Origin of the sequence: Thermus arciformis (assembly GCF_900102145.1) — a bacterium.
GTDB classification, from domain to species: domain Bacteria; phylum Deinococcota; class Deinococci; order Deinococcales; family Thermaceae; genus Thermus; species Thermus arciformis.
The window spans coordinates 1-18,720 of sequence record NZ_FNBC01000014.1; the positions used below are offsets into that span (position 1 = coordinate 1).

At 69.2% G+C, this 18,720-nt stretch carries 28 protein-coding genes and 1 riboswitch; of the genes, 6 read left to right on the plus strand and 22 right to left on the minus strand.

The window, feature by feature from the left end:
- The first annotated feature begins 87 nt into the window (after positions 1-87).
- The 5 genes from BLP62_RS06270 to BLP62_RS06290 all read left to right on the plus strand — a co-directional run bounded on the left by BLP62_RS06270 (position 88) and on the right by BLP62_RS06290 (position 5,301).
- Positions 88-849: an ABC transporter gene (locus BLP62_RS06270; protein WP_093006966.1), complete on the plus strand. Its 762-nt coding sequence runs from the start codon at positions 88-90 to the stop codon at positions 847-849.
- Positions 849-1,775, plus strand: coding sequence for an ABC transporter ATP-binding protein (locus BLP62_RS06275; protein ID WP_093006968.1), 927 nt, complete (start codon positions 849-851; stop codon positions 1,773-1,775). The genes BLP62_RS06270 and BLP62_RS06275 overlap by 1 nt, the downstream gene beginning before the upstream one ends.
- Positions 1,776-1,952: 177 nt before the next feature.
- Positions 1,953-2,124, plus strand: a riboswitch (cobalamin riboswitch).
- 130 nt (positions 2,125-2,254) lie between these two features.
- Complete coding sequence (locus tag BLP62_RS06280) at positions 2,255-2,656, plus strand: acyl-CoA thioesterase (RefSeq protein WP_014511003.1); 402 nt, start codon at positions 2,255-2,257, stop codon at positions 2,654-2,656.
- The gene (locus BLP62_RS06285) at positions 2,637-3,611 is read left to right on the plus strand and encodes a ribonucleotide-diphosphate reductase subunit beta (protein ID WP_038043754.1); all 975 of its coding nucleotides are present in this window, start codon (positions 2,637-2,639) and stop codon (positions 3,609-3,611) included. Before BLP62_RS06280 ends, BLP62_RS06285 begins: the two co-directional genes overlap by 20 nt.
- Before the next feature lie 10 nt (positions 3,612-3,621).
- A complete protein-coding gene (locus tag BLP62_RS06290) occupies positions 3,622-5,301 on the plus strand; it encodes a ribonucleoside-diphosphate reductase subunit alpha (protein WP_014511005.1) in 1,680 nt (559 codons plus the stop codon).
- A 118-nt stretch (positions 5,302-5,419) separates the two neighbouring features.
- On the opposite strand, the gene BLP62_RS06295 is transcribed toward BLP62_RS06290, so the two are convergent.
- From BLP62_RS06295 to BLP62_RS06350, 14 genes are all read right to left on the minus strand, one after another.
- Positions 5,420-5,767 (minus strand): single-stranded DNA-binding protein, encoded by a 348-nt coding sequence (locus BLP62_RS06295; RefSeq protein ID WP_093006970.1) that lies wholly within the window; start codon positions 5,765-5,767, stop codon positions 5,420-5,422.
- 51 nt (positions 5,768-5,818) lie between these two features.
- Positions 5,819-6,004: a hypothetical protein gene (locus tag BLP62_RS06300; RefSeq protein ID WP_093006972.1), complete on the minus strand. Its 186-nt coding sequence runs from the start codon at positions 6,002-6,004 to the stop codon at positions 5,819-5,821.
- A gap of 41 nt (positions 6,005-6,045) precedes the next feature.
- A complete protein-coding gene (locus tag BLP62_RS13715) occupies positions 6,046-6,207 on the minus strand; it encodes a hypothetical protein (RefSeq protein ID WP_176758158.1) in 162 nt (53 codons plus the stop codon).
- 143 nt (positions 6,208-6,350) lie between these two features.
- Positions 6,351-6,662 (minus strand): hypothetical protein, encoded by a 312-nt coding sequence (locus BLP62_RS13720; RefSeq protein WP_172960805.1) that lies wholly within the window; start codon positions 6,660-6,662, stop codon positions 6,351-6,353.
- A gap of 63 nt (positions 6,663-6,725) precedes the next feature.
- The gene (locus tag BLP62_RS06305; protein ID WP_093006974.1) at positions 6,726-7,433 is read right to left on the minus strand and encodes a hypothetical protein; all 708 of its coding nucleotides are present in this window, start codon (positions 7,431-7,433) and stop codon (positions 6,726-6,728) included.
- 1 nt (position 7,434) lies between these two features.
- Positions 7,435-7,695 (minus strand): hypothetical protein, encoded by a 261-nt coding sequence (locus BLP62_RS06310; protein ID WP_093006976.1) that lies wholly within the window; start codon positions 7,693-7,695, stop codon positions 7,435-7,437.
- A 50-nt stretch (positions 7,696-7,745) separates the two neighbouring features.
- Complete coding sequence (locus BLP62_RS06315) at positions 7,746-7,988, minus strand: RNA 2'-phosphotransferase (protein WP_093006978.1); 243 nt, start codon at positions 7,986-7,988, stop codon at positions 7,746-7,748.
- A gap of 31 nt (positions 7,989-8,019) precedes the next feature.
- Complete coding sequence (locus BLP62_RS06320; RefSeq protein WP_093006980.1) at positions 8,020-8,247, minus strand: hypothetical protein; 228 nt, start codon at positions 8,245-8,247, stop codon at positions 8,020-8,022.
- Between the two features lie 676 nt (positions 8,248-8,923).
- The gene (locus tag BLP62_RS06325) at positions 8,924-9,913 is read right to left on the minus strand and encodes a hypothetical protein (protein WP_093006982.1); all 990 of its coding nucleotides are present in this window, start codon (positions 9,911-9,913) and stop codon (positions 8,924-8,926) included.
- A gap of 108 nt (positions 9,914-10,021) precedes the next feature.
- Positions 10,022-10,711: a sigma-70 family RNA polymerase sigma factor gene (locus BLP62_RS06330; protein WP_241374201.1), complete on the minus strand. Its 690-nt coding sequence runs from the start codon at positions 10,709-10,711 to the stop codon at positions 10,022-10,024.
- Between the two features lie 243 nt (positions 10,712-10,954).
- Positions 10,955-11,221, minus strand: a complete 267-nt coding sequence (locus BLP62_RS06335; RefSeq protein ID WP_241374202.1) for a hypothetical protein — start codon at positions 11,219-11,221, stop codon at positions 10,955-10,957.
- A 41-nt stretch (positions 11,222-11,262) separates the two neighbouring features.
- Entirely contained in the window at positions 11,263-11,667 is a 405-nt protein-coding gene (locus tag BLP62_RS06340; protein ID WP_093006988.1) for a type II toxin-antitoxin system VapC family toxin, read from the minus strand.
- A complete protein-coding gene (locus tag BLP62_RS06345) occupies positions 11,664-11,894 on the minus strand; it encodes a type II toxin-antitoxin system Phd/YefM family antitoxin (protein WP_093006990.1) in 231 nt (76 codons plus the stop codon). Before BLP62_RS06345 ends, BLP62_RS06340 begins: the two co-directional genes overlap by 4 nt.
- A gap of 80 nt (positions 11,895-11,974) precedes the next feature.
- Positions 11,975-12,181, minus strand: a complete 207-nt coding sequence (locus BLP62_RS06350) for a hypothetical protein (protein WP_093006992.1) — start codon at positions 12,179-12,181, stop codon at positions 11,975-11,977.
- 65 nt (positions 12,182-12,246) lie between these two features.
- On the opposite strand from BLP62_RS06350, the gene BLP62_RS06355 reads away from it, so the two are divergent.
- Positions 12,247-12,558 carry a hypothetical protein gene (locus tag BLP62_RS06355; protein ID WP_093006994.1) on the plus strand — a complete coding sequence of 104 codons (312 nt, stop codon included), beginning with the start codon at positions 12,247-12,249 and terminating at the stop codon, positions 12,556-12,558.
- Between the two features lie 124 nt (positions 12,559-12,682).
- On the opposite strand, the gene BLP62_RS14350 is transcribed toward BLP62_RS06355, so the two are convergent.
- From BLP62_RS14350 to BLP62_RS14360, 8 genes are read right to left on the minus strand one after another with little or no spacing between them, the layout of a single operon-like run.
- Entirely contained in the window at positions 12,683-13,276 is a 594-nt protein-coding gene (locus tag BLP62_RS14350) for a zinc metallopeptidase (protein ID WP_093006996.1), read from the minus strand.
- Positions 13,273-13,815, minus strand: coding sequence for a hypothetical protein (locus tag BLP62_RS06365; RefSeq protein WP_093006998.1), 543 nt, complete (start codon positions 13,813-13,815; stop codon positions 13,273-13,275). The genes BLP62_RS14350 and BLP62_RS06365 overlap by 4 nt, the downstream gene beginning before the upstream one ends.
- Positions 13,778-14,449 carry a helix-turn-helix transcriptional regulator gene (locus BLP62_RS06370; RefSeq protein WP_093007000.1) on the minus strand — a complete coding sequence of 224 codons (672 nt, stop codon included), beginning with the start codon at positions 14,447-14,449 and terminating at the stop codon, positions 13,778-13,780. Before BLP62_RS06370 ends, BLP62_RS06365 begins: the two co-directional genes overlap by 38 nt.
- A 3-nt stretch (positions 14,450-14,452) precedes the next feature.
- Complete coding sequence (locus tag BLP62_RS06375) at positions 14,453-14,743, minus strand: hypothetical protein (protein ID WP_093007002.1); 291 nt, start codon at positions 14,741-14,743, stop codon at positions 14,453-14,455.
- A complete protein-coding gene (locus BLP62_RS06380; RefSeq protein ID WP_093007004.1) occupies positions 14,740-15,882 on the minus strand; it encodes a hypothetical protein in 1,143 nt (380 codons plus the stop codon). Before BLP62_RS06380 ends, BLP62_RS06375 begins: the two co-directional genes overlap by 4 nt.
- Entirely contained in the window at positions 15,883-16,224 is a 342-nt protein-coding gene (locus BLP62_RS06385; protein WP_093007006.1) for a hypothetical protein, read from the minus strand. It lies immediately after the preceding gene.
- On the minus strand, positions 16,221-17,327 hold the full coding sequence (locus BLP62_RS14355) for a hypothetical protein (RefSeq protein WP_093007008.1): 1,107 nt from the start codon (positions 17,325-17,327) through the stop codon (positions 16,221-16,223). Before BLP62_RS14355 ends, BLP62_RS06385 begins: the two co-directional genes overlap by 4 nt.
- On the minus strand, positions 17,311-18,708 hold the full coding sequence (locus tag BLP62_RS14360) for an S-layer homology domain-containing protein (protein ID WP_093007010.1): 1,398 nt from the start codon (positions 18,706-18,708) through the stop codon (positions 17,311-17,313). Before BLP62_RS14360 ends, BLP62_RS14355 begins: the two co-directional genes overlap by 17 nt.
- Between the last annotated feature and the right edge of the window lie 12 nt (positions 18,709-18,720).

Sequence of the window (18,720 nt, forward strand, 5' to 3'; positions counted from 1 at the left end):
CCTCTTCGCCCTGGGGCTTTGGGCCATGGCCTACATGTACCGCCTGGTGCGCAGGCGGGGTATATTGGGGAGGTTCTAGGAGGTGTGATGCTCTGCTGGCAACTCTGGAGCGAGTTTCTCCTGGAGTGGAACCTGACCAGGCGCTACTGGTTTGACACCCTGGCGGGGCTTTTGGCCTCCGTCCTCTTCTTCTACTCCATGGTCCTCGGCCTGGAGAACCTGACCCCCGAGGGGCTGGCGAGCCTAGGTCTGGACCTGGGCCCCCTCCTCCTGGTCTTCGCCGCCTTCAACCTGGTGGTGGGCACCTTTCAGTCCATCGCCTATTCCGTCCAGTCCGAGGCCGCCTTAGGCACCCTGGAGCATCTGGGCCTGGCCCGGGGAGGGCTTCTCCGACAGCTCCTCCTGCGCGCCCTCGTACGGGGACTTCAGGGCATCACCACAAGCGCTCTTGTCCTCCTTCCCCTCGCCCTTCTCCTCGGGGTGCGGCTCGCCCCCGCCCCCTGGTGGCCTTTGAGCCTTTTGCTTCTCTACCTCGCCGCCCTAGGCTTCGCCCTGGGCATGGGAGCCCTCGCCCTTCACTTCAAGCAGGTGGAGGGCTTCTTCACCATTGTCCAGTTCCTCTTCCTTCCTTACTTCTTCTCCCTGGTTCGCTTCGCTCCCTGGATGACCCCCCTCCCCTTTGCCCCGGGGACGCAGCTCCTGAAGCTCGCCCTCACCGGGGAGGGGGCGTCCCCCGGGCTTCTCCTCCTCGCCTTCGTGCAGGCCCTCCTCTTCCTCGGGGCGGGGCTTTTCGCCATGGCCTGGGTCTACGCGGGGGTGCGGCGAAGGGGCCTTTTAGGGAGGTACTGATGCGGCTTTTGGTGCAGAACGTCCACAAGCGCTTCGGGAAACTGGAGGCCCTCAAAGGGGTGAGCCTGGAGCTTGGGGCCGGGGAGATCCTGGGCCTTTTGGGCCCCAACGGGGCGGGCAAGACCACCCTCATCAAGGTCGTCCTCGGCCTCCTCCTCCCCGACGCCGGGGAGGTGGTCTTGGAGGGGGGCGGGGCGCGGCGCAGGCCCCAGGGCCACGAGTTTGGCGTCCTCCTGGAAGGAAGCCGCAACCTCTACGTCAACCTGAGCCTCCTGGTGAACGCCCTCTACTTCGGGGGCATCCGGGGGCTTGCCCCAAAGGAAGTCCGCCCCCGGTTTGAGGCCTGGCTGGAGCGCTTCGGCCTAAAGGACCGCCTCCACGCCCCCCTCGCTTCCCTCTCCCGGGGCATGCAGCAGAAGGCAGCCCTGGCCCTGGCCCTGGCCCTCAAGCCCCGCTTCCTCCTCCTGGACGAACCCACCCTGGGCCTGGACCCCGTGAGCCGGAGGGAGTTTGAGGGCATCCTCTTGGAGCTCAAGAAAGAGGGGTGGGGGATCCTCCTCACCTCCCACGACCTGGAAGTGGTGGAGCGGGTGAGCGACCGGGTGGCCTTCCTCCACCGGGGGGAGGTGCGGCGGCAGGGCCCCACCCGGGCCCTCCTCCGGGACTGGGCCGGGGAGGGGTACCGGGTGCGCCTCGCCGAGCCCAAGGCGGAGGCCCTCCTCCAGGCCTTAGGCCCCGGCTGGAGCGCCGAGGGCCCCGAGGTCCTCTTCTTCCTCGGGCCGTGGGAGGCGCTGCGGGAGGCCTTGGGAACTCTTCCCGTGGAGGTCCTCGAGGTCTCCAGGGGAACGCCGAGCCTGGAGGCCCTCTTCCTCCACCTCTTCGGGGAGGCCCGCCCTTCCCCTGGCGCACAACCTCGCACTGTCTAGCCGCACGGGGGATAGGGGGGTGTTGCCGGTCCTCGAGGGGGTCGGCGAGGGACCGCCCCCCACCCGGGTCGGCCCAGGGGATTGGCCCAAAAACGCGATGGCGGAAGGGCCTCTCGAGGCGCCCCCCTTCCCGTTGACCCCTTACCCAACCTGTGGTAGGGTCTTGGGCAGGACGCCCAAGACTTAGGGTGTCCTGGCCGCGATGCCAGGCCGACAGGCCTGGACGCCCAAAGGCGGTGGGGGAAGTCCGGTGAAAGTCCGGCGCTGTCCCGCAACGGTAACCGGCCCAAGCGTCGCGCCCTCCGCCCCGGCCGGAAGCCCGAGTACCCGCTTCGCGGCCCTGCCCCGTAGCCCTCGAGGCAAGGGTGAAGGTGGTGAGACCCGTGGGACCTTAGCCTAACCCCCAAAACCCGTCACGGGCCCAGCGCCCGAAAGAGGCCCTTCGGCTCTAGGAAGCTTTTCCCGCCCAAGGAGGCGCTATGCGGGAGACGCGGATGGTCTACCCCGTCTTCCCCGGGGAGACCAACCACTACGGAACCCTGTTTGGCGGAACGGTTCTGGCCTGGATGGACCAGGCGGCCTTTGTGGCCGCCACGCGCCACGCGCGCAAGAAGGTGGTAACGGTACACGCGGACGCGGTGGACTTCAAGCGCCCCGTCCCCCTGGGGGCCATCGTGGAGCTGGTGGCCCGGGTGCGGGAGGTGGGGCGCACCTCCATGCGGGTGGAGGTGGAGATGTGGGTGGAGCCGGTGAAGGAAGGCGAGGAGGCCTACCTGGCCGCCCGGGGCGGGTTTGTCCTGGTGGCGGTGGACGAAAGGGGGAGGCCAAGCCCGGTGCCTCCCCTGGAAGGAGGTGAGGCCCGTGCCCCTCACGGCGCCTAGGCTCGCCTACCGCCCCTACGAGTACCCCGAGCTCCTCCGCTTCCGGGACGCCATCCGGCACAGCTACTGGGTGCACACGGAGTTCAGCTTCCAGTCCGACCTTCAGGACCACGCCCTGGCCGACGAGAAGGAGCGCTCCCTGGTGGAGCGCGCCCTCCTCGCCATCGCTCAGGTGGAGCTCGCCGTCAAGCTCTTCTGGGCCCGGGTCTACGACCGCTTTCCCAAGCCCGAGATCGCCGAGGTGGGCCTCACCTTCGCCGAGAGCGAGGTACGGCACGCCAACGCTTACGCCCACCTCCTGGAGCTTTTGGGCCTGGAGGAGGCCTTTGGACAGGCCCTGGAGGGGGCGAGCGCCCTCCGGGATCGGGCCCAAGCCCTGGGAGAGGCCCTTCGGCGCGCCCAGGGGAAGGACCTGCGGGAATACGCCCTCGCCCTCTTCCTCTTCTCCGCCTTCACGGAACACGTCTCCCTCTTCTCCCAGTTCTACGTCCTCATGGCCCTAAACCGCCGCGGCAACCGCTACAAAGGGATCTCCAACGCCATTGAGGCCACCAGCAAGGAGGAGAACGTCCACGGCCTCTTTGGGGTGGAGCTCCTCCGTCTCCTCAGGACGGAGCACCCCGAGGCCCTGGGGGAGGAATTTCAGGAAGAGTCTCTACGCCTCGCCCAGAAGCTCTTCCGGGCCGAGGAAAACCTCCTGGACTGGCTCTTCGCCATGGGGGAACCCTCTTTGGTGGGGCACGGAGAAACCCTGGAGTTCCTCAAGGGACGCTTCAACGAAGTCCTCGCCCTCCATGGACTCCCCGAAGCCTTCCCTGTGGACCGGGCGAGGCTTCGGGACACGGAGTGGTTCACCCTGGAGCTCCTCGCCGACAAGGAGGTGGACTTCTTCAACAAGCGGAGCGTGGCCTACGCGCGCAGGGTACAAAGCTTTGATCCGGAGGAGCTTTTCTGAAGGAGGAGGCATGACCAAGACCAAGCGGACCTACGAGCCCTGGTACTGGGCCAACGAGCACACCCGCCTCTACATGCGCCGGGGCTACCTGCTGCCCGGGGTGAGCGTGGAGGAGCGGGTGAGGGAGATCGCCCAGCGGGCCGAGGCCCTCACCAAGGTGGAGGGGTTTGGCCGCAAGTTCCAGGAGTACGTGGCCCGGGGCTGGTACTCCCTCGCCACCCCCATCTGGGCCAACTACGGCCTCAGGCGGGGCCTTCCCATCTCCTGCTACGGCACCTACGTGGAGGACGACACCGCTTCCATCCTGAGGGCGGTGGCTGAGGTGGGGATGATGAGCAAGCAGGGGGGAGGGACCTCCCTCTACCTGGGAAGGCTCCGCCCACGGGGGGCCCCCATCCGGGACAACGGGGAGAGCAACGGCTCGTTTGCCTTCGCCTCCCTCTTTGACCGGGTGATCGAGGTCTTCAACCAGGGCTCCACCCGCAGGGGCCAGTGCGCCGCCTACCTGGACATAGAGCACCCTGACCTCGAGGAGTGGCTTTCCATCCAGCGGGAGCACTCCCCGGTTCAGTCCCTCTTCTGGGGGGTGAGCGTGGGGGACCGCTGGCTTGAGGAGATGATCGCCGGGGACGGGGAGAAGCGGGCCCGCTGGGCCAAGGTCCTGAAGAGCCGGGCCGAGGTGGGCATCCCCTACCTCTTCTTCCGGGACAACGCCAACCAAAAGGCCCCCGAGGTCTTCAAAACCCTCGGCAAGACCATCTGGGCCAGCAACCTCTGCACGGAGATCATGCTCCCCTCCTCGGAGGAAGAGAGCTTCGTCTGTTGCCTCTCCTCCCTGAACCTCCTCCACTACGAGGAGTGGAAGGACACGGACGCGGTGGAGACCCTGGTCATTTTCCTGGACTCCGTGCTGGACGACTTCATTGAGAAGGCGGAGGGCATCCCCTACATGGAGCGGGCGGTGCGCTTCGCCAAGCGCTACCGGGCCATCGGCCTCGGGGTCCTGGGCTGGCACAGCTACCTCCAGTCCCAAAGAATCCCCCTGGAAAGCCCCGAGGCCTTCCGTAGGAACGCCGAGATCTTCAAGACCATACGGGAGCGGGCCGAGGAGGCCTCGAGGTGGCTGAGGAAGCGGCACCCCGAGGACGAGCTCGCCGGGGTGGGGGAGCTTAAGGAAAGGCGCAACGCCACCCTCCTCGCCATCGCTCCCACCAAGTCCAGCGCCTTCATCCTGGGCCAGGTCTCTCCCTCCATAGAGCCCTACACCAGCAACTACTACCTGAAGGACCTACAGAAAGCTCGCGTCCCCTTCAAGAACCCCTTCCTGGAGGAGGTGCTGAGGGAAAAGGGCAAGGACGAGGAAAAAGTCTGGCGGAGCATCCTGGAGCACAACGGTTCCGTGCAGCACCTGGACTTCCTCACCGATGAGGAAAAGGCGGTGTTCAAGACCTTCGCCGAAGTCTCGCAGATGACCCTGGTGAACCTGGCGGCCTCGAGGCAGAAGCACATTGACCAGGGGCAGTCCCTGAACCTTGTGATCCACCCGGAGGCCCCGCCCAAGGACGTGAACGCCCTGGTCCTCCACGCTTGGCGCTCGGGCCTCAAGGCCCTCTATTACCAGTTCAGCCAGAGCGTGGCCCAGGCCTACAGCCGGGACCTCCTCCTCTCCTGCCAAGCCTGCGAGAGCTGAGGGCAGGCTACCCCAAGCAAGGCCCGGGGGAAGGGAACCCTCCCCCGGGCACTAAAGGGGCCTCAGAACGGTAGCTCCTCAAACCCCCACACCTCGCTCTCCGCCGCCCCCCTGCCCTCTAGAACAGGTCCTCGCTCGGCGTTCCCTCCGCCCCTTCTGCCTTCTTGGGCCGCACCAGAAGGGCGAAGTCGTCCAGGACCAGGGTGAGCCGGGTCTTCTTCCCGTCCTTTCCCTCGTAGGTCTCCGTTTGGAGCCTGCCCTCCAGGTGGGCGTAAGTCCCCTTGGGCGGGTCCATCTCCGCCAGGGCCTCGGCGAGGCCGCCCAAGGCCAGGACCTCGAGGAAGACCGCCTCGTCCTCCTTCCGCCGCCCCCGCACCGCCACGGAGGTCTTCCAAATCGCCGTCCCTTGGTTGGTGTAGACCAGCTCGGGCTTCCTCGCCAGGTACGCCTTCAGAATCGCCTTCATCCTTCCTCCTTTCGCCGGGCCTACGGGGGGGGGCTAAAGCCCCCCCTGCCCTTAGCGCCTGACCAGGTAGTAGCTCCCCGCGGGGCTCTTCCTAAGCCCCTCTTCCTTGAGCCACGCCTTCAGGGCCTCCTTCACCTCCCGGAGGGTCCGGGGAAGCTCGCCCTCCCAGTCCTCCTCCGCCTGGAGGAGGTTGAGGAGGGCCACGGCCTGCTCGGGGGTGAGCCTGAGCTCGTTCATCCTCCACCTCCCGTCCTTCTCCCGTGGGGCCTTCAGGCCCCCTAGCCCTCCTCGTCCACCTCCGGGGAGAAGTTGTTCTCCCGGGCGGCCTGGAAGATGGCCTCGAGGGCCTCCCGGTCGGTGAGGAGCCCCCTGAGCCAGTCCTCAAGGATCCCCTTGGCCTCCTCGGCGAAGGCAGATGCGTCCCAACAGCCGCCTTTCACTTTGCCCTCCTTTCCGTCCTCTCCCGTGGGGCCGTTGTCAGCGAAGCTACCTTGCGGTCCCCGGGCTCCCGGTCTTAGCTACACGAAGGGGAAAGGGGAGGGAGCGTGTAGCTAAGACAACCCCCTCCCCTCCTCCAGGCCCCCTACTCCAGGAAGTCCTCCAGGGAGACCTCCTCCCTGCGGAGGACCTCGTAGCCGTAGTCCTGCTCTTCCAAGACCTCCACCACTACCCGGCCCGCCTCCAGGTCCAAGGTGAAGGCCCCTGGCCCGTCCGCCCACCGCGCGGTGGCCTCGAGGAGGAGGGCCGCCACCTCCTCCTCGTAGAAGTCCTGGAGGGGCCTTCCTTGGCTTCCGAAGAACCAGACCGCTTCATGGCCCCACTCGGGCTCCACCACGCCTTCCACCCGGGCCACGCCGTCCGCCCTAAGCCTCTGGACCACCTCTTTAGCTTTCATCGCGCCTCCTTCGGTCCCCCCCGAGGGGCCGGAAGGCCCCCCTGCCCTGGGGGGCCCTCCCCTTCACCCTCGCTTGTAGAACCCCTCCCTGGCCCAGCGCCGGGGAAGCTCCTCCTGGGGGAGGTGCACCTCCCCGAGGACCCGGTACGGCCCCCGGAAGGGCCAGGGGATGCGCCCTTCCCGGTTCATGTCCATGCGCTCCCGGGCCCGGAGCCAGTCGTCTAGCTCCCTGTCGTCCTCTTTCCACCGCTCCAGGAGGAAGCGGCGGCCTCGGGCGTCCTCCACCTCCAGGAGCCGCGCCCCAAGGAGCCCGTAGAGGTCTACGGGGAGGGCTAGGACCCCCTCCACCAGGAGGGCGGCCTCCGCCCAGTCGGCGAGGGGCGCGTCCGAGGCCACCTGGACGAGGTCCCCGCCACGCTCCGGTCCGTCCCCCGCAGCATCCAGGTGGAGCTTGGCGAGGAGGAGGAAGACTCGGACGGCGAGGTCGTAGGGGCGCTTGTCCTCCCAGGCAAACCCCGTCTTGCAGAACCCGAAGGACCACTCCTTCTTCTCCTCCCACCAGGGGAAGACGAAGGACTCGTAGTCCTCCGGGGCGGGGCCGTTGAAGGCCACCTCGGGAGGGTAGAGGACTGGCCCCCCCGTCCCGTCCGGCCCCGCTAGGGGAGGAAGGTGGGGAAGGAGCCGGGCGAAGTCCTCGAGGACGGCCCCAAGCCTCTTCTCCACCGCTTCCTTCGCCTCCGTCCTGATCCGCCAGTAGTGCGTGTGGCCCATGTCAGACCTCCCCGAAAAGCTCCCGCCTGAGCGCCACCGCCGAGTTGTCCTCGTAGGGGGCCTTGAGCCTGGCCTCGAGGGCGTAGAGCCGGGAGGCCAGCCCTCTGAGCCCTTCCACCGCCTCCTTCACCTCCCGGGCCACCCGCTCCGCCTCCAGGGGGTGCTCGGAGAGGAAGGCGTGGAGGTCTTCGGCGTAGAGGGCGAGGGCCCGGGCCGCCTGGGCCATCTCCTCTAGGTGCTTTCTGACTCGGATTCGCCGCATCTCCCACCTCCACCCGGGTGCGAAGGGGGGCCACCCGGCCCCCCCTGGCCCTAAGCCACCTCCAGGACCACCCACCCGGCCCGGCTCGGCACGAAGACCTTCTCCCCCGGAAGGGGCTGGACCTCCAGGACCTCCACGTGGCCCAGGGCCTCGAGGTCCTCCAGGTCCACCCACCCCTCCTCCACCAGCCGGGGGTGGACATAGGCCCCGTGCCGCCGGATGAGGCCCTCCAGGGCCCGGTCCGAGAGCCTGGCCTTGGGAACGCCGTCCGTGTTGGGCAGGAGCGCGACCATCTTGCACCTCCTGCCCCTGGCCGTGGGGCCGCTAGGCCCCCAGGCCCTCTTCCCTATACGCCACCCGCACCCGCTCCGGGCTCACCAGGACGAGGCCGCTCTTCCCCGGAGCGAAGGCCCGCACCACCTCTTCCGCGAGCTCCATAAGGAAGGCGTGGTCCTGGGGCCGGGGCCTTCCAGCCACCTTCACGGGCTTCCCCTCCTCAAAGACCACGGCGAAGCTCCCGCTCACCCGGGCGAACCGCTTTAGCGCTTCCATAGCGGCCTTCCCCGAGGGGCCGGAAGGCCCCCCCGCTCATCTGGGCCGTTCCACCCCGGGCGCTCCGTCGGTCTAGGTGCTCCACCTGACCTCGAGGCCGCCCAAGGTGTTCCAGGGGTGTTCCGGCGAGCCGTTCCGGTGTTCTGTGGGGTGTCCCGGGCCCGTACCGCCCTGGCACAACCGGTGGCACAACTGGTGGCACAGGTGTGTCAAAGCCTCTCCAGGAGCCACCTGAGCCCCCCGAGGAGGGCGAGGTGGCGGGGTAGAAGGCGCAGGCCGCCCACCAGGGGAGCCGCCTGCCGGGGGGGGAGCCTCGAGGCTGTGTCCTTTCCGGGGGGACGGTGGTGTCCCCGTCTTACCCAGGAGGACACCGGGGAGGGGCGCGGGAAAGGTGGGCGTCTGAGAAGGTGCCCGGTAGACACTATGTTGCGTCTGAGCATCTGCTCGGTAGACACAATGTTGTGCCTGAGCAAATGCTCGGTAGAAACCATGTTGCGGGTGAGCAAAATGCTCAGTAAACACAATGTCGTGCCTGAGCAAATGCTCGGTCGCAACAAGCGGGAGGGAAAATCGGGGAAGGAGGGGTGTCGGGCAACCTGCGTTGCCAAAAGAGGATGTCCGCCAAACAGAAAACCCCGGAAGGATAAGGTGGTCCTTCCAGGGCAAAGAAGGGTGTCTACCCGATGACCGGGGTCCGGTAGACGGGCTCCCCGGTGGCAGGGTCGCGGTAGACGGCGATCGCCCTGCCCCGCCCCAGTTCGTCCAGGTGGTACTTGGCCTTGCGGAGGGTGCCGATGGCCTCAAGCTCCGCCAAGAGCCCCCTCAGGTGGGTGTCCACCTCGGCCACCGCTTCCAAGTGGCGGCGCACCTCGGGGACCTTCCAGGAGGGGTTCTTCACGAGCTCCTGCAGGAGGCCGACGGCCATAACGGCCTTCATCGCCTCCCTAGAGATGCTCTGCCGCACCTCCCACCCGATAGGGGTCTTCAGGGCCACCACCTGGCCCTTCTCGCGGTCCACCAGGGCGGAGATGGACCGCACCGCCTCTACGAAAGCCTTCTCCCTGGCGGTGAGGCTCGCCACCAGGGCCTGGAGGGTCCTCAAGGAGCCGTCCCAGCCCAGGAGCCTGAGCCGGGCCTCCAGGTCCTCGGGGATGAGGTCCTCGCGGCGGAAGTGGGGGTTGTCCTCGTGCTCCAGGGCCTCCTCGAGGGGGCTCCTGCCCTCCTCGTACTCCACCCCGGAGAGGAACCGCTCCAACCACTTGGCCGCGTCCTCCACCCGCTTGTCCCGAAGGCCCCAATGCTTCTCCTCCCTCGGGGTAAGGTCGTACACCTCCACGGCGTACCTCACTCCCTCGGGGGACTCCCAGACCATGGGCTTGCGCTCCTCCTTGGCCTTGCCCGTGCCCTTCACGAGCAAGGTGGAGGGCGTCTCCTCCTTCAGGCGCTCCCGGAGGCGGGCCAGGGCCACCCTGACCGCGGCCACGAAGGGGGCGGGCACGTCCCGGGTGTCCACCAGGACGTAGCCCTCCTTCGCCGCCTTGGTCATCAGGTCCCTCACGCTCCCGTCCTCCTTCCAGAGCCGCCGAAGGGCCTCGAGGGCCTCCTCCACCGAAGCCGCCGCCTTGCCGCTCGCCCAGAAGAGGCTACGAACGCTGACCTTGGTCATCTTTTACCTCCAACCTCATGCTACCTGTTTTCGCCTCTTCTGGCAATAACGAAACCTTGGAGGGATAAGGGGGTCCCTCCAAGGCGAGGTGCAAGGTGCCGAAACCGCCTAGACTGCTTGGGTCCTCGTCATGGCCTCCTTCAGGGCCGCTTCAAGCTCCTCAAGCCCCTCTTCCTCCAAGCCGCCCTCTAGGAAGCGCTCCAAGAGCTCCGCCTCCTTCTCGCCCAGCTTCCGCCGGAGGCCATAGCGCTCGATGGCCTCTTCCAGGGCTTTGAAGGCGAAGTCCCTCTCCTCCTCGCGCTCCCAGGGGTCGTGGCCCACGAACTCCTCCAGCCGGGTGCCCTCTTCGGTGGTGTTGTCCAGGCTGAGGATGGCCTCCGCCTCCGCCACGGCCAAGGCCTCCTCCACCACCTCCAAGGGGATCCCGAGCCTCTCGGCGACTTCCTCCGGCGTGGGTTCACGCCCGAGCTCCGCCTGAAGCCCTTCCGTGGCCCGCTTGACCTTGGCCACGAGCCGGGAGTTCGTGTACCCCACCCCCCGGTTCCGGTAGAACCACTCCCGCACAGCGCGGTCGGCTTCCACCATCACCCAGAAGGTGAGGTTCTTGGAGGGAGAGGGGAGCTTGCGCTCGCCCGTCCGCCAGGCCTTGAGGGAGCCGTGGACCCTGAGGGCCACCTCCTGGGCGAGGTCCAACGCCTCGTCCCCGAGGAGGTGGAACCGGGAGAAGCCCTCCTTGAGGGCCAGGGCGTAGTAGTGCCGCCCCAGCGCCTCGTAGTCCTCCGCGACGAACGCCCTCATGACCTGCTCCCTCGTCAAAAGCCGAACGCCTTCCGCCATGAGCCGGACGCTGTCGGTGCGCATTTTTTACCTCCGCCCTCATGGTACCTCTTAAGGCGGAGGAAAGCAAGCTTGTGTGGCTACCTCTTGCGCTGAAGGGCCCTCCTCGGCTAAACTGAAAGGGCCGAAGCCGCTTGCTGGCTGTCGGTCGTTTTTTACCTCCACCGAGTAGGCCCCTGGCCCTCCGCCGGGGGCCGAAAGGTTTTACCTTCCCCGCCTCAAGCGGCGCACCTCCTCCTTGAGCTCGCGCACCTCCCGCCTGAGCCCTCGGGCCTCCTCCTCGAGGGACCAGAACGGGTCGAAGGGGTTGGAGAAGAGGGAGGGCCTGGAGAAGAGGAACCCGAGCACCATGAGGAAGAGGAAGACCCCCGCCGCCAGGTACAGGAGCCAGGTCCCCTCCCGGGCCAGGTCCAGGACCACCCCTCCGGCCACCATGAGCCAGAAGAGGCGGCTACGGAAGACTTCCCTCACCGCTTGCTTCGCCAGTCGCTTGTTTTGTTCCCGAAGCATCGCTACCCCCAGAGGCTCCTGGACCTAGCGTAGCGCCTCAGGCGCTCGTCCTTGGTCACCAGCACCGCCCCGAGCTTCAGGGTCGTGGCCAGGATGAACCGGTCCGCCGGATCCGGGTGGGGCAGGTCCAGGTAGGCCGCCTCCAGGGCGACCCCCGCGTCCAGGGGAACCACCCCGATCCCCCGCACCCGCAAGGCCTCCTCCAGCCAACGCCGGGGCTCCAGGGAAAAGGCGACCCGACCCTTTTGGGCGAGGACCGCCACCTCCCAGGGGGTGATGGCCGAGATGTGGAGGGCTTCCCTCGCCCGGGCCTCGTCCAGGGTCCGCACCAGCCCCTTGGGGAGGACTTCCGGGCTCGCCAGGTACCAGACCCAGGCGTGGGTGTCCAGGACCAGGGGCCCCCTCACGCCAGGACCTCCCAGGCCTCTCCGGTGGGCTCCGTGGGGTCCTCGTAGCGGAGGAGGGTGCCCAAAAGTTTCTCCCTGGGGTCCTCCTCCCGGTAGGGGCGCACCTCCAGGACGGGACGGCCCCGGTGGGTGAGGAGGAGGGGCTCCCCGGTGGCTTCCACCCGGCGGAGGAGTTCCAGGGCGTGGGCCTTGAAGTAGGACTTGGAGACCTTCATGACCATAGACATTGTACCTGGTCATAACGCGCCACGACAAGAAACCCCGGAAGGATAAGGGCGTCCTTCCAGGGCAAAGAAGGGCGGAAGGCCTACTCCAGCACCACCTCGGGCTCGAAGCCCGCCCAGATGGCCGCGGCCAGGACGTGCGAGAGGTTCACCCCCCGCACCCTGAGGGCCGGCTTGGGCCACCCGTGGTCGGGGCGGATCACCGCCCGGCCCAGGCTCGCCCGCTCCAGCGCCTTACGGAAAGCCTCCTGGTGCCGCGTGTCCTTGAAGATCAACACCTTCTCTTCCATGGCAATTTAATGCTACCACTAAGACCGCTTTCAGACAATAAGGTACTTTGTGCTATACTTGGGCCATGCTCGCCGAAGCCTTCCGCGAGTACGCGAGGCCCAAGGGACAGGGCCGGGCCTACCTGGAGAACCTGGCGGGCTTCTTCCTGGCGGTGGCCCGGGACCAGGGGGAGGAGGAGCAGGTCCGCATGGTCATCGGCGAGGATCCCGTCCTCGGCCCCTACCTGGACGTGGACCTCCGGGAGGCCCCCAGGACCCACGCCTGGCTCTCCGCCTTCCGGGAAGCGGCCAAGGAAGGCGCCGCCCTAGCCCTCCAGGAGAACGAGGACGGCACCGTGGACGCCACCGTCCTCCCGCCGAGGAAGGCCGAGGCGTGATATACTGGATCTCGGAAGGCCGAAGCCTTCTTTTCCGTGGCACCCCGGGGCGCTGAGCTCCGGGGTTTGGATTTTGGTGGCGCGTCTTAGCTACACGGGGAAGGGAGAGGGGAACGGCGTGTAGCTAAGACCACCCCACGAGGAACCCCACGGCCACCAGGAGCCCGCCCAAGGGCACCGCCACGTAGGAGCCCGTGAGGGCGGCCATCACCCGCCTCGCCTCCTCCCTCCACTCCGGGGGCAGGACCTCGAGGCCCCGCCGGTTGGCGTCCACCTCTAGGGGAAGGCTCGCGAGGAAGAGGCCATACCCCCCGGTGAGGAAGGCCGCCCCGAGGGGGCTCGGGCCCACCAGGAACCCGAGGACGAGAAGCCCCAGGGCCAGGGTCAGGGCCCCCTGCGCGGCCCGCACCATCTCGGGGCGTTCACGCCATTGCAGGGCGTGCCCCACCTCGTGAACGGCCACGGCCAGGTGGTATAGGCTCTTCCCCTCGTACACGGCCCGGGTCAGGTAGACGCTCCGCTCCGGGTAGCGCACGCCGTTTCTCCGGCCCACCCGCACCCGGAAGCCCGTGAGGCCCTTCCGCAAAGCCTCCCCGGCGAAGGGGCCCGCCTCGAGGGGAACAGGGACACCCCGGTAGCGAAGGACGGTGAACGCCAGGTAGACGGCGTATCCCGCCACCAGGGCGAGTCCGGTGAGGGCGAGGAGCGCGCCGTTCACCCGTTCACCACCTCCAGGAGCATGTTCCGGAGGAAGAGGACCCCCCCGTACACCAGGGCGGGCACGTCCATGCCCCGGAACCGCTCACCCCTCTCCAGACCCACCGTTTCCGCCGCCCAGGCTCCCAAGGAGAGGAGAAGTCCCGTCCACCCGTACACGCCCACCCCGGCCAGGGCCAGGGCGGCGTACCGCCATCCTCCGGGCAGGACCCCGGCCAGGACCACCCCTAGGGGGGCGAGCCACAGGCCCCGGAAGAGGAGGCCCCCGAGGAGGAAGGCCAGGCCCGCCCCTAGGCGCCACCAGCCCCCCCGCCTCCAGAGGGCCAGGACCCCCTGCCCCACCCAGAGGGCGAGGAGGGGCGAGGCCCCCTTCATCCCCGCCGTGAGCCACCCGAGGCCGGAGAAGAAGGCCTCCCTCCACCCCACCCGCCTGGCGAATAGGGCCCCGGTGAAGGGAGCCCCCCAGGGGCCATCCAGTAGCCCCGCCAGGGCCCCCAAAAGCTCAGGCCGAAGCCCTCTCCGTCCTGCGGTAGACGCCATCCCTCGCTTCTACCAGGCCCCGGCTCACCAGGCGCTGGAGCCTCTTGGCCACCGTGGACTTGGGCCACCCGAGCTCCCGGGCCAGGGCGCTCGGCCCCTTGGGGACCTCGAGGGCCCCCAGCAGGGAAAGCTCTTCTTTCTCCAGAGGAACGGGAAGGGCTTCCTCCCTCTCCTCCCTCCGGAGCTCCACGGCGTTCACGGCCCCGTTCACCTCCTGGAGCTCCCCCACCGGGAAAGCGGCGGGCGCCCGGGCGTCCACGCTCCGCTTCCGCTCCGCCAAGCCCAGGCTCATGGAGGTCAGGTTCCCCCAGAACACCACCCCGGCCCCGATGAGGCTCCCCCAGAGGGCCCAGGCGCTCCCCAGGACCACGGAGGCGAAGGAGAGGTAGAAGGTGGCCACCTCCACGGCGAAGGCGATGAAGGGGGAGGCCCGCACCCCCTCGCCGTCAAAGCGGGCGTAGTAGTGCCGGAGGTGGGCGTAGCTCGCGGCCAGGGCCACGGCGTAGACCACCACGCCCACCACCGCCAGGAGTGGGAACTTCGCCATAGCCTCCCCCACCACTTTTCCCGTGATGAAGCCCACCACGGGCATCGCGGCGGCGCCGATGGCGGCCTGGGCGTAGACCCTGAGCACGGCTCACCTCAGGACCCGGTCCAGGGGCGTCCACCGCCTGCGTTCCCGCCAGGCGTTCACCGCCCGGAGGAGAAACAAGACCCCGAGTACCAGGACCAGGCTCAGGCCCGCCCCCAGGACCACCCCCGCCTTCACCCCTTCGTCCACGCCCACGGCCCAGGCGGCGTAGATCACCTTGGCGGGCACCTGGTGTTCCCCCACCTGGACAACCCCGTTTACGTCCGCACGGAACATGCTCCGGGGAACGGTGAACACCACGTCCCCCGCCTTGAACGCCACGTCTCCCCCGTTCACCGATCACCTCCGAAGAGCCCGAAGAGGCCCCTCCGCCGCTCCTTAGCCTCGAGGGTGCGGCGGAAGGCCTCGGTGATGCGCTTGGCCCACTCCTCCAGGGCCTTGAGCCTCGGCTCCACCTCGCCCCGCCACAGGGCCGTGGCCCCCTGGATCCGCTCCTCCGCCTCCTGGATGGCTTCGGCCTTGGCCGCCCGCACCGCCGCCTCCAGCCGCTTCCAGTCCACGCCGTCCCCCGTTCTTAGGCCCTCCACCAGGGCCTTCAGGGCCCGGATCTCCTGGTGGTGGAGCCGAAGAGCGGCGTTCACCCCACCGAACCGGGAGGCCTCCTTCTGCACCGCCTCCTCCAGGCGCTCCACCCGCCTCGCCAGGTCCTCCAGCTGGGCGGAGAGCTTCCCCAGCTGGATGTAGGCCGCCCCCACGTCCACCTGCGGCTCCGAGCCCAGAAGCTCCCGGGCCCGGCCCCGGGACTCCTGGAGCCGCCGCTCCACCTCCCGAACCTCCTCGAAGGCCCGGCGCCGCCCCTGCTCCGGTCGGTAGAAGAGCAGGGCATGGGCCAGGCGCTCCCGGTAGAGGAGGGGGTCCTCCGAGGGGTCCTGGCCGAAGACCTCCTGGTAGGCCCGCCGCCACCTCGAGTCCCGCGCCGCCTCGTTTTGGTCCTGGGACCGGGAAGTCTTCTCCGCCCGGCTGGGAGGGGGAGGCGCCCCCGCTGGTTGCTTCCCCGTCAGGGGAACGCCTTGTGGAGAAGCTTGCCTCGGAGAAGGAGCTTCCACCGGAGGAGAAGGCGCCGGGGGAGAAGCCTCTACCGGAGGAGAAGCCTCCACCGGGGAAGGGGCCTGCGCCGCCTCTGCCGGAGGAGGAGCCTGCGAAGGAGCGGGGTCTTTCTGGGTCGGCTCCGCCTCCACCCCGAGGACGCCAAAGGCCTCCTCGTAGCTCCCCGCCAGCCCCTCCTCCACGAGGGCGGTAGCCACCCGAAGGAGGGGCTCCTCCAGGGGGGTGGCAGACCTCCCCGCGAGGGCCCGGAAGGCCTCCTTCGCCCTCCGGGTGGGGAAGACCCCCTTCGCCTTCTCCAAGACCTCCTTCGCCACCTCCTCCTCGAAGGAGGAAAGCTTGTCCGCGATTTCCTTCCAGAGCGCTTCCATCTACACCCCCAGAAGCAGGTAGAAGCCCAGGAGGGCCGGGAAGAAGGCCACCAGGAAGCCATAGCCTTCCTCCTCCCCTCGGAGGAAGCCGTCCGCCGCCAGCGCCAGGGCCAGGTAGGCCATAGCGGCGTAGGAGCCGCCCAGCCTCCACACCATGGCCCCGGCCAGGCCCAGGACCGCCCCCCCGTAGTAGACCCCCACCCTTCCCCGGAAGAGGGCCCGGAGGAGGGGGGAGAGGGCGAGGAGGAAGGGCAGGACCCCCTGGCCCACCAAGGCTTGGAGGAACCAGGCCCCGAGGAGGGCGAGGGCCGCCATCCCGAGGAGGGAGACCCACTCCCTCACGGCAGGACCACCCTCCGGTCGCCGTCCAGGAGGTCCACCACCCCCGCCGTGGTGCGGTTCCCCACCAGCCGGAAGAGGACCATCCGCCCCGTGGGGGCGGAAAGCTCCGCCACCCCGTTCACCACCACGGCCCGGTCGGCCAGGCGGTAGCCCTCGTACCCGGGAGGCGGGGGGTCGCCGTAGAGGGCCACCCCCTCCTGGTCCTCCCCCCGGAGCCAGACCTCGCCCACCGCCTGCACGTCCGCCGTGAACCCGGGGGCGGTGAGCTCCACCCGCACCCGCTTCCGGGCCAGGGGCACGGTCCGGCTCTCCCCGGAGCGGGCCACCACCCGCCCCTCCTGGAAGGGGAGGCCGTCCGCGTAGGCCACGAGGAGGACCTCCCGGTACTCCCCGTCCGGGGGGCTCACGGCCAGGGCGAAGGGCGGGGTGCAGGACCGGGCCCGCTCCACGTCCCCGAGGAAGGCCGCCACGCACCCCACCCTCGAGGCCACCTCCTCCGGGGTCAGGTGGATGGGGGCGTACCGGGGCTCGGGCACCCGCACCACCCCGCCGTCCTGGGGCGAGGCCACCTCCACCCGGGCCTCCCCCGCCCCGTCCCGCACCCGGATCACCGCCCTGGGGGCCGTGGGCACCTGGAAGGAGGCCCCGCCCCGGTGGACCAGGACCATGCCCTCGAGGCCCGAGGGGGCCGGGTCGGGGTAGGCCGCCACCCCGAAGGCCCACTCCCCGTCCACCCAGGCCTCGTAGGTGGCGGCGCCGCTCGCCCAGGGGGCCTCCGCCCGCAAGGCGAGGGTCCTCCGGGCCACCTCCACCCGGGCCATGCCCCCGGGCCTGAGCTCCACCTCCCCTTGGTAGCCCTGGACCTCCACCCCCTGCCACTCCACCCGCACCTCCACGGGGACCTTCCCGAACACCCCCGTGAAGCGGAAGGTGTAGTCCCCACACCGGGTGGCGCTCTGGCCCCCCACCTTCACCGTGGCGCACGCCCCCTCCTTGACCCCCGCCACCTCGAGGCGGGCCGGGCCCTGGAACTCCCGCTGGAGCTCCGTGCAGGAGGAAAGGAGGAGGGCAAGGGCCAGGAAAGCGCTAGAAGCGAACCTCATAGCTCAACCGCACGCCCCCGTAGAAGCCCGTGGCCGTGGTGAAGCGGAAGCGGTCCACGTGGGAGGCCACGCCCCTCCCCCAAAGCCCGTCCCGGTACCCCGCCTGGAGGCTCACCCGGAAGGGCGCGAGGGGGAAGCCCACCTCTCCCTCCACCAGAAGGCCCCGGTCCCGCCCGATGTCCTCCTGGGGCACGGCGTAGGCCAGGCGCGCCTCCCCAAAGAAGCCCTCCCCGGGGTAGACCAGGGTGGCGAAGAGGGCGGAGAAGGGGGTGTCCCCGCTCCCGAGGCCAAAGTAGCGTCCGTAGCCCAGGGTCAGGTCCACGGGGCCCAGGAAGGCGCCTCCTTGCGCCTCCACGAAGTACCGCCCGGGCTCGCCCCCCACGAGGCCCGCGCCGAGGCCGATGCGGGCGTGCACCCCGGGGAGGAGGCCGCCTTCGGGCTCGTGCTCCACGTAGCCCGCCCCGAAGTAGTAGCCGCCGTCCCCCGCCCCGAGCTCCCCCACCAGGCGGATGCCCTGGAAGAGCCCGGCCCGGGCGGTGGCCTCGCTCCGGCCCTCCAGGCTCCGGTAGGCCACCCGCACGCTTCCCGCCCCGAAGGAGGCCTCCACCCGGTCGGTGCCCAGGTGCACCTGGGCCTCCTTCCACTCCAGGGCGAGGCCTCCGAAGGGGCCCCTCTCCCCCACTCCGGCGTAGACCTGGGCCCTCGCCCGGGAGTCCACCCGCTCCTCCAAGGCCTTGGTCCTCTCCTCCAGGGCGTAGACCCGCTTGCCCGTGGCCTGGGCGTCCTTCACCCGGGCCGCCTCGTTCTCCTGGACCTTTTGGGTGAGCTCGGCGAGGGCGGCCTCGAGGGCCTTCACCCGGGCCTCCATCTGGGCGAGGGCCGCCTTCTGCGCCCCCAGCTCCTTCTCCAGGCGGCTCACCGCCCCCTCCAGGGCCTCCAGGTCCTTGAGGGCGGCCTGGGCCTCCAGGGCGGTGAGGAGGGCCTGGCGCACCTCCTCCAGGTCCTTCTCCATGGCCTCCAGGCGCACCCCCTGGTCCTCCAGGGCCCGCCTCACCTCCGGCACCACCTCCAGGAGGTCGGCCACCTGCCCGTAGAGCTCGGCGATCCGCTCCGGGGCCGCCCCCGCCTCCTCCAGGGCCTTCCGCACCCGGGCCAGGACCTCCTCCGTCCAGGTGAGGTAGGCCCGGTAGAGCAGGACCGCCGCCTGGTAGCGGTTCACCGCCTGGTTCCCCCGGAAGGTGCCGTCCGGGAAGCCCGTGAGGACGCCCTTCTCCAGGAGGGCCCGCACCGCCCCCTCGGCCCAATGCCCTGGGGGCACGTCCGCCATCTGGGCCTTCACCGAACCCGCCAACAAAAGGGTGGCTAGGGCAACTCGCCGCATAGCCACATGCTA